The following is a 13,617-nucleotide window of genomic DNA, read 5'->3' on the forward strand; positions in this document are numbered from 1 at the left end:
ACTAATAACATATTGTTGATTCATACAACCATTCGTTGATGGGAATAGTACGCGAAGGATCTGTCCCTCAGAGAGCCGGCAGTTGCTGAAAGCCCGGCGTTCAGACCAAGCAGAAGATCATCCCTGAGAAGTGAAGCTGAAGCGTTTAACCGCGTGTGTAAGCTGAACCGTCAGCCGAACGTTATATCGGACCTTGCCTATTACGAACAGGCATGGACATTGAGGTGTCGTTTGGGCAGACTTCCATTTGAAGTCGGCCGTGCGAAATTAGGGTGGTATCGCGAGAACAGGTTCTCGTCCCTTGGGGGATGAGGCCTTTTTTTATTTTCACAGAACATTTACGAAGTGAAAGGAAGATCTGTATGAACAGAGTAGACGTCAAGGAGAAAGCGCGGGCCAGAGAGCTGCGCATCTTGAACAAATGGAACGAGGAGAACACGTTCAAGAAATCAATCGAGCTGCGGGCCGGCAAGCCGAATTATGTATTCTACGAAGGTCCGCCGACCGCTAACGGCGCACCGCACATCGGTCACGTGCTTGGCCGCGTCATCAAGGATTTTGTGGGCCGTTATCAGACGATGAAGGGCTACCATGTCGTTCGGAAAGCGGGCTGGGATACGCACGGGCTTCCGGTTGAGCTTGGCGTAGAGAAGCAGCTTGGCATCTCCGGCAAGCAGGAGATCGAGAATTATGGCGTTGAAGCTTTTATCAAAAAATGCAAAGCCAGCGTATTTGAATATGAGCACAAGTGGCGCGAGCTGACTGAGGCGATTGCTTATTGGACCGATCTGGATCATCCGTACATCACACTTGAGAACAACTATATCGAGAGTGTATGGAACATTTTGGCGACGATTCATGATAAAGGCCTTCTGTACCGCGGTCATCGCGTGAGCCCATACTGTCCTTGCTGTCAGACCACGCTCAGCTCCCACGAGGTGGCGCAAGGTTATGAGGATGTTAAAGACCTTAGCGCAACGGCTAAATTTAAGCTGCATGACAGCGGAGAGTATGTACTGGCATGGACAACGACGCCTTGGACGCTTCCATCCCACGTGGCACTGGCTGTGAATCCGGATATGGATTACGCCCGCGTCGAGCAGGAGGACGGCATCTATATCGTGGCTAAGAATCTGGTAGAGGATGTCATGAAGGGCGACTTTACCGTTCTGTCCACGCTGAAAGGTTCCGAGCTGGTCGGCAAGACTTACGATCCTCCGTTCCCGTATGTAAAAGCGGAAAAAACGAATCTCATCGTCGGCGCTTCCTTTGTTACCGATGCAAGCGGTACGGGGATTGTGCATATGGCTCCTGCGCACGGTGAAGACGACTATCGCGTATGCCGTGAGAATGGCATCAGCTTCGTGAGTGTCGTGAACGGCCAAGGCCGTTATACCGATGAAGTGACGGATTTTGCCGGACGCTTCGTGAAGGATTGCGATCTGGACATCGTGAAGGCTTTGTCTGAAAAAGGACTTCTGTACAGCAAGGAGAAATACGAGCACAGCTATCCATTCTGCTGGCGCTGTAAATCCCCGCTGCTCTATTATGCGATGGAGAGCTGGTTTATCGAAACGACAGCGGTTAAGGATCAGTTGATCGCGAACAACAATGAGGTCACCTGGTATCCGGGCCATGTGCGCGAAGGCCGCTTCGGCAAGTTCCTTGAAGATCTGGTCGATTGGAATATTAGCCGGAACCGTTATTGGGGAACACCGCTTAACGTATGGGTCTGCGATTCTTGTGAAGGGCAATTCTCGCCGCACAGCATTGCGGAGCTTCGGGCTAACGCCGTAGGCGAGGTAGCGGAGGATCTGGAGCTGCATAAGCCGTATGTGGATGAAGTGAAAGTGAAATGCCCTCACTGTGAAGGCGGCGTCATGGAACGGACCTCGGAAGTCATCGACGTATGGTTTGACAGCGGATCGATGCCGTATGCACAATACCATTATCCATTCGAGGACAAGGAGAAATTCGAACAGCAGTATCCTGCCGATATGATCTGCGAAGGGATCGACCAGACGCGTGGATGGTTCTACAGCTTGCTTGCCGTATCGACCCTCTTCACGGGTAAAGCGCCTTATAAAGCAGTTATGGCCACAGGACATATTCTTGATGAAAACGGACAGAAGATGTCCAAATCCAAGGGCAACGTCATCGATCCTTGGGAAATCATCGAAGAGTACGGTACGGATGCGTTCCGTTGGGCGCTGCTCGCTGACAGTGCACCATGGAACAGCAAACGCTTTTCGAAAGGAATCGTCGGCGAAGCCAAATCCAAGGTTGTCGATACGCTGGTGAACACCCATGCGTTCCTGACATTGTATGCCGGCATCGATGGCTATGATCCGAAGGAGCATGACTTCAAGGGATCGAACCACAAGCTGGACCGCTGGATTCTGTCCCGACTGAACAGCTTGATTCAAGTGGTTGACAAGGGACTGGCCGTGAATGATTTCCTGAATGCGGCCAAAGCAATCGAAGCTTACGTGGATGAGCTGAGCAACTGGTATATCCGCCGCTCGCGCGACCGTTTCTGGGGCAGCGGACTCGGGGAAGATAAGCTGGCCGCATACGGGACGCTTACACACGTGCTGCTGACTCTCTCCAAGCTGATGGCACCATTCACGCCGATGCTGTCCGAAGATATCTTCGTCAACTTGGGCGGCGGTGAGAGCGTGCATCTGGCCGACTTCCCGCAAGCCGACGAGGCGTTGATCGACAAGGCGCTCGAGCAGGACATGGAGACGGCTAGACAGATCGTAGAGCTTGCGCGCAATGTCCGCAACGAGACCGGGATCAAAACGCGCCAGCCGCTGTCTGAGCTCATCGTATCCATGGATCGCGAGTTTGACCTTGCGGGATATGAAGACATCATCAAGGATGAGATCAACGTCAAAGCGATTGAGGTGGAGACCAGCGACAGTGGTTTCGTTGATTTCACGCTGAAAATGAACCTAAAGATTGCAGGCAAGAAATACGGCAAAAATATCGGCTTCCTGCAAGGGTTCCTGAAAGGCATGAGCAGTGACGAGACTCGCAAGGTAGTCCAAACGGGCGGCGTGAACGTGACATCGCCGGAAGGTGAAGAATTACAGATCACATCTGAAGAGCTGCTGGTGGAGAAGAAGGCGAAGGAAGGCTTCGCATCCGCTTCAGGTTATGGTTTAACCGTTGCGCTTAATACGGATATCACGCCGGAGCTCGAGCAGGAAGGCTGGGTTCGCGAAGTGGTGCGTGCCGTACAGGATACGCGGAAGAAGCTGGACCTGCCGATCGAGAAGCGGGTGAACTTGACCCTCGATACGGATGAAGAGCTTCAAGTTGCGATCGCCGCATTTGAAGATGTGCTGCGCGAGAATGTCCTAGTGAACGATTTGCAATTTGGACAAAGCGAAGACATGGAGCGGGTTGAGCTTGGCGGCAAAACCATCGGCATCCACATCGCCTAAGTTATAAATTGGTTATAAAACACTGCCCTTATCTACAGGGGCAGTGTTTTTTTGTATTTATAAAATATCGAATACTTAAGGGTGTTCTCACAAACGAATGAGATGCTTCCCATAGATGCATAATAATCAGCGAATTGATATGTAATGGTAAGCAGATTACGAGCATACAAGGTAATGTAGCTGCTCTGGGTCTATAATTTGAAGTCGATTAGTTTAGGCAAAGGGGCGGTAGAAATGGCGGAGAAGCCGGATGCTGGGGTGCCAACTGAACAAAAAAAATCACTTGAGGAAGAGCGGGACCAATTGAGCGCCATACACCGCATGACCACGGACATAGCACAGCAGCTGGAGAAAGCTCGGATCGCGGAGTATACCCAGCTGCTGAACCGCCCATGGAAGTTGATTTGGACCAATTTGCTGGCCGGGTCGGCCCGCGGTGTGGGAATCGCGATTGGCTTTACCTTTTTTGCGGCGACCATTATCTATGTCCTTCAGGCACTTGGTGCATTGAATTTGCCTATTATCGGCGACTACATTGCAGATATTGTCCGGATCGTTCAGCGTCAGCTTGAGCTGACGTGAGTGATCTATATGAATATGTAATGCCCGGCAGCCGCTGAGATTTCATAATACGCTGCCGGTCGTAAACGCTTATTTAACTGAAGGATTCATTATCATCATCAGGATCGCCATGGGGATCAAGCAGGTAGCTTCCTTCGCCCCGGTTTAGGTAATCGACATATTGCGGGCTTCGTACGATAAACACCTCGGAGCCATCGATATTGGTTGCAACGAAATTTTCATACACTTCAACAAATCCGCCTTGATCATCGCCATTCTCGATATCCATCTCGTTATAACTGTCAATTTCGTTGCCTTCCGCCAGCGCAGGGGAGTTGGAGTTCCCCCAGCTTTCAACAATCTGCCAGGCGTCCTCGCCATCAAACGCAGCATAATCGTGCTCATCCATACTGGATTTTCCAAAAGCGGGGGCAAGGACTTCCTCCTCAACCGGACGATCGTGGGAGACTCGTTCGCGAGGCGTGTCCTTTACACAATATTGTGTGTCCGGGAGAACCTCCAACCGTTCGTATGGAATTGGCTGGCCGCAGGTAAGACACACGCCGTAACGGCCGTGATGAATCGCTTCAAGTGAAAAAATAACCCGCTGCAGCTCCTGATCCACCCTATCCTGGAGTGCAAGATCTTTTTCTCGTTCAAACATCTCACTTGCCAAGTCCCCGGGATGGTTATCAATATGGGACAGCTCGCCGGTCATATCTCGCTCTGATTCCCCCAGCCCATGCTGGTCGTTATATACCATGCGCCGTTCAAGCTCAACCTTTCGATCCATCAGCTTTTGTTGTAAATTATTGAGTTGCTCCTGAGTTAGATGCGACATGTCAGGCTCCTTTCATGGTCCGAAGTTGACCTTCTGGTTCATGTGTATAGAGTGCACCCATTGAGATGGTTTTACTGACGGAAAATGTTCTCGTGATTGGACAGGAATGGACGATTTCTGAGCCGCTGTGCTACAATAAGACGAGTTACGGACCGATCAGCGAGGTGATTGTCTGATTGGAGAAGACAAGAACGGAGTGACATAAACAAGTGGTGTATTATTTGATTGCATTTGTTTTATTTCTTATCGATCAGGGAACCAAGTACTTGATTGCTTCGAACCTTGAGATGTATGAACAGATCCCTGTGATTGGGGACTTCTTCCTGATTACGTCCAGCCGAAACCGGGGAGCCGCGTTCGGCATACTGCAGGATCAATTATGGTTCTTCATTATTGTGACGCTAATCGTTGTGGGCGGAATTGTCTGGTATCTGCGGAAGGTATCGAAGGAAGGACGGAAGCTGCTGCCTACCGCTCTTGCGCTCGTGCTTGGCGGGGCACTCGGAAACTTCATCGATCGCTTGTTGACGGGGGAGGTTGTCGATTTCCTGCAATTTAATTTTGGCAGCTACACATTCCCGATTTTTAATATTGCCGATTCTTGTATCGTCATCGGTGTGGGATTGATCATATTGGACACGCTTCTGGAAGGAAGACGCGAGAAGATAAAGACAACAAGTGAAGTTTCTGGCACAGAAGGGAATGAATAATGTTGCAAGACGGTATGGATACAGGTTCGGAATGGACAGGTGAAACGGGGCACGAATCGGAAGCTTTCGAATGGTTGGTGGATGCCGAATCTGCCAAAACCCGTATCGATAAATACATAACGGAGAGCCTCGGTGAGGATGTCTCGCGCTCCCAGGTGCAGTTATGGATTACGGATGGACATGTTTTCGTGAATGAAGGTCCGGTTAAGTCCAATTACAAGGTGAGTCAGGGTGACCGCATCCTGCTGAAAATTCCTGAGCCATCGGCAGTAGAGATTATTCCGGAAGATATCCCGCTTGAGATCGCGTATGAAGATGCGGATGTCATTGTTGTGAATAAACCTCGAGGGATGGTGGTCCATCCGGCTCCGGGACATTCGTCAGGGACGCTTGTGAATGCGTTGATGTTTCACTGCAACGACTTATCGGGCATTAATGGGGAGCTTCGCCCCGGCATCGTCCATCGGATTGACAAGGATACGACCGGTCTGATTATGGCAGCGAAGAATGATAAAGCTCATGCTTCTCTTGCCGCCCAGCTGAAGGATCACAGCGTGAACCGCCGTTACTTGGCCTTGGTGCACGGCAACATCAGTCATGATCAAGGCACTATTGACGCTCCGATCGGCCGCGACGCGCAGGATCGTAAACTGTATACCGTCACAGACCGGAACAGCAAACATGCGGTGACTCATTTTACCGTAGTGGAACGGTTCGGGGATTACAGTCTTCTCGAGCTGAAGCTGGAGACGGGACGTACGCATCAAATCCGCGTGCATATGAAGTATATCGGCCATCCTCTCGTAGGTGATCCTGTATACGGCAAGAGCAAGGGGATTAAATTAAACGGTCAGGCGCTTCACGCCGCCATTTTGGGTTTTGTCCATCCCTCTACGGGGGAATACATGGAGTTTTCGGCACCGATGCCGGATGATATGGAAGAACTGTTGACGATTTTAAGGGGCCGCTAGCGGTCCCTTTTTGCATTTATAGGTTTTGGGGTCCCCGCAAAGCATTTGGAATAAGCATCGAAGCATAGGCTCCACTTTGTGGGGCTATTTCTCTTGCCATCCAAACCATGGATATGTTATAGTGACGATAACTTTAATGAAGGAGGTGAGCAGGATGAATATCGTGATGGTTAACAACCGTATTAGCCAGCTGCCTATAGCTATGGCTGGCATTGTTCATGCATTTCTCTACAACGGGAGAGGTCTGTCCAATTTTAATGATACGGTTTGTACCATCGCGAGAAGTCACCTGCCTGCCTACACGGATTAAGCCTATTTAAGGCTTACTATTCTTAAGGGTCTGCGGAGCTTGCTCTGTGGGCCCTTTTTGCGTTTGCAGTCCGGTCTTCTCCTTAATTTATACGCTTTGCGAACGAGTTGAATTGTTTGCAGCAAACAGGAGGAAACCTAGAATGAATATGATTAATGTACAGAAACTGACGCAATACCACGGTGCTCATCTGGTACTGGACCAGATCTCGTTTGAAATACAGGAAGGCGAGAAGGTCGCGCTTATCGGAAGGAACGGCAGCGGAAAGTCGACGCTGATGCGCCTGCTAGCGGGTCTGGATCAGCCCAACGAAGGGCTGCTGGCCATCAAGAAGGGGGCAAAAATCGGATATTTGGAGCAAATCCCGAGCCATATGGATACCTGGACGGTGCAGGATGTACTGGCACAGGGGTTGCGTCACTTGAAGGATTACCGAGCGGAAATGACGGAGCTTGAGGAAAAAATGAGTGACCCGGACATCGCCGGAGATTCTGAGCTGCTCGATCGAGTGCTGCGGAAATACTCAGCGCTTCAGGAACGGTTTGAAACAGAGGGCGGCTATGAGCTGGAAGCAAGCATCGATAAAATCGCTACCGGGCTGCAAATACCCAAGAGTGAGTACGGATCGGCTTTTGGTTCGTTGTCGGGTGGAGAACAGACACGTGTCGTGCTGGCATCGCAGCTGATTGTACAGCCGGATTTGCTCCTGCTCGATGAACCAACCAACCATCTGGATTTAGCACGCACGGAATGGTTGGAGGAATTCTTGCGCGAATATTCGGGAACTTGCGTCATTATCTCTCACGACCGATATTTTCTGGACCGGGTGGTGTCCAAAACGATAGAGATTGAAGATGGCGAGGTTTTCACTGCTCATGGCGGCTATACTGCGTTCATGAAAGATAAGGAAGAGCGATTGCTGCAGCAGTTCGCCGAATATCAAGAGCAGCAGAAAGTTATCAAGAAGATGAAGGAATCCATCAAGCAGCTTGAAGAATTCGGCCGGATTGGCGGCAATGAGAAGTTTTTCAAGCGCGCGGCCTCCATGAGACGGGCATTAGAGCGGATGGAGCGGGTCAAGCGCCCCGTGCTGGAACGAAGACAGGCTGAGTTTGACCTGAATCCTCAGGATCGTTCCGGCCGCCGCGTGGCATACTTTGAACAAGTTGAGGTTTCCTATGGGAATCAGGCGGTGCTGAGGGGGGCATCCGGTCTAATCGAATTCGGCGAGAAAATCGCGCTGATGGGCTCGAACGGCAGCGGGAAAACAACGCTTTTTAAAGTGCTGTTGGGCGAGCTGACACCCGATTCCGGTTCGCTTGAATGGGGTTCGCGTGTCGATGTCGGTTACTTGGCTCAGCAGGAGGAACCGGACAATCCGAAGGCAACGGTGCTCCAATATTTCCGGGAGAAGGCCGGAGTCGAAGAGGGAGAAGCCCGAGGGATATTGGCAAGGTATCTGTTCTATGGCGCGTCCGTATTCAGATCGGTGGGGCAGCTGTCCGGAGGGGAATGGACACGATTGAGACTCGCGCTGCTCATCCATCAGAAGCCGAACCTGCTGCTTCTGGATGAACCCACGAACCATCTGGATATTGCCTCCCGTGAAGCGTTGGAGGATGCATTGCAGGGTTATACGGGGACCATTCTTGCCATTTCCCATGACCGTTATTTCGTGAATCAAGTGTCTCGCAAAGTGTGGGATTTAAATCAAGGGAAGCTGACGGTCTATCATGGAAATTATGATGATTTCCGGGATAAGAAAGAACGGCTTGAAGCTGAACTACAGGCAAAGGATTTATCAGCAGGGAGAGAGGGTATCTCGAAACAGAAGGCGGAGCCGCAGCCCCAAGCGAAGGATAGCCCTGCTCTGCTTGCCAAGAACGTAAATGCGGATCGTTCTTCCGCCGAAAGGGCCAAATGGTTGGAGGAGGAAATTGCACGTATTGAGACCCGCATTCGGCAGCTTGACGGCTGGCTTGAGAGTGAAGGCGGCGATTTACACGAGGATACGGATCTGTCGCTGCTCGAGCAGCGCTGGAACGACCGAGAGCTGTTATCCGCGAGTCGTGATGAGCTCCTTGCGGAATGGCTGGATCTGACTTAAAGTACGAATTCGAATATGAACACCATATGATTTACCAGCTCCGACCAGCCGGAAAAGTACAAATCATTTGATATATAATGCATGGCTCCAGTTATGATTTTCCTGCATATTTAGGATGAGTATGAAAGCTAGAGTAGGAGATGAATACAAATCATGAGCATGGATAAATATCAGGAAACGTACATTCAACAGAACTTTGCCAACCGGATCGGTGGTGCTAATTATGGCAAAGATACAGCCATTTATAAATTCGAGAAGATCAAAAGAGCCAAGGCAGCGGCGAAGCAGGAGCATCCTGGCACGGAGCTGATCGATATGGGGGTTGGCGAGCCGGATGAGATGGCGGATGCAGGCATCGTGGCGAAGCTGGCAGAAGAAGCAGGGAAGCGGGAAAATCGCGGCTATGCGGATAACGGAATTCCCGAGTTCAAGGAAGCAGCCGTTCGCTACTTGAAGAATGTATTTGGCGTAGAAGGCATTGATGCCGCTACAGAGGTTCTTCATTCCATCGGTTCCAAGCCTGCATTGGCGATGCTGCCATCCTGCTTCATTAATCCTGGGGACATCACCATCATGACGGTACCCGGATATCCTGTACTCGGTACGCATACCAAGTATTTGGGCGGTGAAGTTTACAATGTGGAACTGAAAAAAGAGAACGGATTTCTGCCGGATCTCAGCTCGATCCCTGAGGACATTGCCCGTCGTGCCAAACTGCTCTACCTGAACTATCCGAACAACCCGACGGGTGCCAGCGCAACGGTCGAGTTTTTCACCGAGGTCGTTGAGTGGGCCCGCAAGTATGGTGTTGTAGTTGTCCATGACGCTCCTTATGCGGCGCTGACTTACGACGGCTTGAAGCCGCTCAGCTTTCTCTCCGTCCCCGGCGCGAAGGATGTTGGCGTGGAGCTTCATTCTCTGTCCAAATCTTACAACATGACGGGATGGCGCATTGGTTTCATCGCCGGTAATCCGCTAGTGGTTAAAGCGTTTGGCGATGTGAAGGACAACAACGATTCAGGACAATTCATCGCCATTCAAAAGGCTGCCGCATACGGTCTGGACAATCCGCAAATTACGGAGAAGATCGCTGAGAAGTATTCCCGCCGCCACAATATGCTGGTGGACGTGTTGAACGGGCTTGGTTTTACAGCCGAGAAGCCGAAGGGCTCCTTCTTCCTCTACGTTGAAGCTCCAAAAGGCGTTAAAGGCGGGCGCCGTTTTGAGTCCGGCGAGGATTTCTCCCAGTATCTGATACGCGAGAAATTGATCTCCACCGTACCTTGGGATGATGCGGGACATTTCGTGCGCTTCTCCGTTACCTTTATTGCTGACGGTGAGGAAGAAGAGAAACGCGTCATTTCCGAAATTCGCAGAAGACTTAGCGATGTTGAATTTGAATTTTAGTGATATGTTATAACTCCGCTTGGTACGCGACATCATACGACTTGAATACTGTTGACATCTCCTGTAGGGTCTGTCATAATGAATTCAATCGAATAGCACCTTTAAATCAGTCCCGTGAGGCTGGCAAGGTAACGTGAACCGAGGTTCATTAACAGAAGGCATAGCTCTGTCTGCGGATAGAAACTGCGCTTTCCACACTATCTCTATGAGATCAACTCCTTGTCCAGCCGGGCAAGGAGTTTTTTTGTGTGTAATGAACTCACGGATCGTCTGAACTACAAAGGGCTAATCAAACGTTTAGAAGGAGGACTTAAGGATGAGCAACGAACAGCATGTGATTATGGACGAGACGGCCATCCGCCGCGCCCTAACGAGAATTGCCCATGAAATATTGGAAAAGAATAAGGGGATTGAGGACTGCGTCCTGGTCGGCATTCGCACACGCGGCGTGTTCCTGGCTCAGAGAATCGCTGAGCGAATGAATGAGATTGAAGGCACGCCGATTCCATGGGGAGAGATCGATGTGACTTCCTACCGCGATGACCGAGACAGCAAAGAAGCGGCTGCAGAACGGGGAGCAGGAGCGAAGCTCAGCCTGGAACATCTGAACATTCATGACAAGAAGGTTATTTTGTTCGATGACGTGCTGTACACCGGACGGACGATTCGGGCTGCGATGGACGCCCTGATGGACTGCGGACGGCCTAGAATGATACAGCTGGCGGTTCTGGCAGACCGCGGGCATCGCGAACTGCCGATCCGGCCGGATTATATCGGCAAGAACGTTCCTACCTCCAAACATGAGGAAATTACGGTTGCATTAACCGAAATCGACGGCAAGGATGAAGTGACCATTAGCCAAAGAGAGGAACGATAATCATGACAACAGCCATTTCATTGAAAGAACGTAGCCTCTTAGGTTTGAAGGATATTAGCAGAGACGAGATTGGATCGATCCTGAGTCGGGCGTCATATTGGGAAGCACAGTCCGAGAAAGTGGTGCCGGTACTTAAATCGAAATTTGCGGTTAATATGTTCTTCGAGAACAGCACCAGAACGAGATTTTCGTTTGAAATGGCTGAGAAAAGACTCGGCGCCGAGGTGATGAACTTTGCAGCGGCAGCCTCCAGCGTTGAGAAGGGCGAGTCCATCTACGATACCGTGAGGACACTGGAATCCATGGGGATCGATGCGGGCGTCATCCGGCTGAAACCCTCCGGAGTACTGCAGGAGCTGGCCAAGCGGATCTCGATCCCGCTGGTCAATGCGGGGGACGGCAACAACGAACATCCTACCCAGGCGCTGCTGGATCTGTACACGATGAAGAAATGCTTCGGAGAGCTTAAAGGATTGACGGTATCCATTATCGGGGACATCAAGCATAGTCGGGTTGCACGATCAGACCTGTGGGCATTGCAGAAGTTCGGAGCTCATGTGCAATTCTGCGCACCGGAATCGATGCAGGCACCAGAGCTAGCCCAGTATGCACCCTATGTCTCGATGGAGAAGGCACTGAAGGCAGATGTAGTGATGATGCTGAGGGTTCAGCTGGAACGCCATAACGAAGGTGTATTCAAATCCAGCGCGGAATACCGGCAGCAGTATGGTTTGACGGAAGAACGGGCGGCCAAGCTGCCCGGGCATACGATGATTATGCACCCGGCACCGGTGAACCGGAACGTTGAAATCGACGATGCGGTCGTGGAAAGTCCCAAATCGATGATATTCAAGCAGATGGCAAACGGTGTGCCGATTCGCATGGCGGTTATGGAACGGGCGATGGGCTGATTCGAAATGCGAAATACGGTGTACAGGATGAATGAATATTAATATTTATACACAAATATGAATTTTTATTATACAATATACAAAGAAGCGAACGGTGCTTCTACTGCGGAGGGGACCAAGATGCAAATGCAAGTGATAAAGAATGCCAAAGTGATCAATGAACAAGGACAGCTCGAAGATAAACATATCGTCATTGCAGACGGATTGATTCAGTCGGTTACGAGTGATCTCGCAGCTTTGCCGGAACTTGGCGAGAACGTTCAGATCATCGATGCCGAGGGCAAACTGGTCACACCGGGATTCATCGATATGCATGTGCACTTGAGAGAGCCGGGTTATGAGCACAAGGAAACGATCGAGAGCGGCAGCCGCTCGGCAGTGAAAGGCGGATTCACAACCATCGCCTGCATGCCGAACACAAGACCGGTGACCGATTCGCCGGAAACCGTGAAGCTTGTGTTGGATAAGGCTAGCAAAGCGGGTCTGGCCAAGGTGCTGCCTTACGCTGCCATTACGAAAAACGAGCTGGGCCGTGAACTGACGGATTTTGAGGCCTTGAAGGCAGCAGGTGCGATCGGGTTTACGGATGACGGCGTTGGTGTGCAGAACGCACAGATGATGAAAGATGCCATGAACAAGGCAAAAGCACTGGGCATGCCGGTCATTGCACATTGTGAGGATGACTCGCTGGTCAAAGGGGCTTGCGTGACTGAAGGCAAATTCGCTCAGAAGCACGGCCTGAAAGGTATACCCAACGAGTCGGAAGCAATCCATGTCGGACGGGACATACTGCTGACAGAAGCCACCGGCGTACATTACCATGTATGCCATGTGAGCACAGAGCAGTCCGTACGTTTGATCCGCCAGGCAAAAGCGATTGGCATCTCGGTAACGGCCGAGGTATGTCCGCACCATCTGGTTCTCTCTGACGAGGATATTCCCGGCCTGGATGCCAACTGGAAGATGAACCCGCCACTGCGCACCCCGCGTGATGTGGAGGCTTGTATAGAAGGTCTGCTGGATGGAACGCTCGATATGATCGTAACGGATCATGCGCCGCACAGTGCGGAAGAGAAGGCGAAAGGCATGGAGCTTGCACCATTCGGTATCGTGGGATTCGAAACAGCATTCCCGCTGCTCTATACCAAGTTCGTTGTCACAGGAAAATGGGATCTTAGCTTGCTGGTGAAGCGGATGACAAGCGATCCGGCAAGAGTATTCGGTCTTGAATCCGGCGTGCTGGAAGCCGGTAAAGCCGCGGACCTGACGATGATTGATCTCGAAGCCGAGAAAGAAGTGAACCCGGGAGAGTTCGCAACGAAAGGCCGCAACACGCCGTTTACTGGCTGGAAGCTGAAAGGCTGGCCCGTGATGACTTGGGTGGATGGCGAAGTGAAATGGTCTGAAAAGAGCGGGTTCTAAGTAACACTTAGGCAATTGACTAATAAAATAAATTACACATAGATGACA

General features: G+C 51.0%; 11 protein-coding genes. 10 read left to right on the forward strand and 1 reads right to left on the reverse strand.

Features of this window, described 5'->3' with window-relative positions; all coding sequences use genetic code 11:
- Positions 1 to 362 precede the first annotated feature (362 nt).
- The gene (gene ileS / locus BJP58_RS29500; RefSeq protein ID WP_194541676.1) at positions 363 to 3,452 is read left to right on the forward strand and encodes an isoleucine--tRNA ligase; all 3,090 of its coding nucleotides are present in this window, start codon (positions 363 to 365) and stop codon (positions 3,450 to 3,452) included.
- 234 nt (positions 3,453 to 3,686) lie between these two features.
- A complete protein-coding gene (locus BJP58_RS29505; protein ID WP_071223000.1) occupies positions 3,687 to 4,034 on the forward strand; it encodes a DUF5665 domain-containing protein in 348 nt (115 codons plus the stop codon).
- A gap of 73 nt (positions 4,035 to 4,107) precedes the next feature.
- Here BJP58_RS29505 and BJP58_RS29510 read toward each other — a convergent pair whose 3' ends face one another.
- Positions 4,108 to 4,854: a TraR/DksA C4-type zinc finger protein gene (locus tag BJP58_RS29510; protein WP_194541677.1), complete on the reverse strand. Its 747-nt coding sequence runs from the start codon at positions 4,852 to 4,854 to the stop codon at positions 4,108 to 4,110.
- Between the two features lie 209 nt (positions 4,855 to 5,063).
- On the opposite strand from BJP58_RS29510, the gene lspA reads away from it, so the two are divergent.
- From lspA to BJP58_RS29550, 8 genes are all read left to right on the forward strand, one after another.
- Complete coding sequence (gene lspA / locus BJP58_RS29515; RefSeq protein WP_194541678.1) at positions 5,064 to 5,564, forward strand: signal peptidase II; 501 nt, start codon at positions 5,064 to 5,066, stop codon at positions 5,562 to 5,564.
- Entirely contained in the window at positions 5,564 to 6,535 is a 972-nt protein-coding gene (locus BJP58_RS29520; protein ID WP_194541679.1) for an RluA family pseudouridine synthase, read from the forward strand. The genes lspA and BJP58_RS29520 overlap by 1 nt, the downstream gene beginning before the upstream one ends.
- Positions 6,536 to 6,689: 154 nt before the next feature.
- Positions 6,690 to 6,845, forward strand: a complete 156-nt coding sequence (locus BJP58_RS29525) for a hypothetical protein (RefSeq protein ID WP_194541680.1) — start codon at positions 6,690 to 6,692, stop codon at positions 6,843 to 6,845.
- A gap of 142 nt (positions 6,846 to 6,987) precedes the next feature.
- Positions 6,988 to 8,952, forward strand: coding sequence for a ribosomal protection-like ABC-F family protein (abc-f, locus tag BJP58_RS29530; RefSeq protein WP_194541681.1), 1,965 nt, complete (start codon positions 6,988 to 6,990; stop codon positions 8,950 to 8,952).
- Between the two features lie 153 nt (positions 8,953 to 9,105).
- Positions 9,106 to 10,359: an LL-diaminopimelate aminotransferase gene (locus BJP58_RS29535; protein ID WP_194541682.1), complete on the forward strand. Its 1,254-nt coding sequence runs from the start codon at positions 9,106 to 9,108 to the stop codon at positions 10,357 to 10,359.
- Positions 10,360 to 10,675: 316 nt separating this feature from the next.
- On the forward strand, positions 10,676 to 11,236 hold the full coding sequence (pyrR, locus tag BJP58_RS29540) for a bifunctional pyr operon transcriptional regulator/uracil phosphoribosyltransferase PyrR (protein WP_113057195.1): 561 nt from the start codon (positions 10,676 to 10,678) through the stop codon (positions 11,234 to 11,236).
- Positions 11,236 to 12,147 (forward strand): aspartate carbamoyltransferase catalytic subunit, encoded by a 912-nt coding sequence (locus BJP58_RS29545; protein WP_194545108.1) that lies wholly within the window; start codon positions 11,236 to 11,238, stop codon positions 12,145 to 12,147. Before pyrR ends, BJP58_RS29545 begins: the two co-directional genes overlap by 1 nt.
- 120 nt (positions 12,148 to 12,267) lie before the next feature.
- The gene (locus BJP58_RS29550) at positions 12,268 to 13,569 is read left to right on the forward strand and encodes a dihydroorotase (protein ID WP_194541683.1); all 1,302 of its coding nucleotides are present in this window, start codon (positions 12,268 to 12,270) and stop codon (positions 13,567 to 13,569) included.
- Positions 13,570 to 13,617 lie beyond the last annotated feature (48 nt).

The organism is Paenibacillus sp. JZ16 (assembly GCF_015326965.1).
GTDB lineage: Bacteria > Bacillota > Bacilli > Paenibacillales > Paenibacillaceae > Paenibacillus_AQ.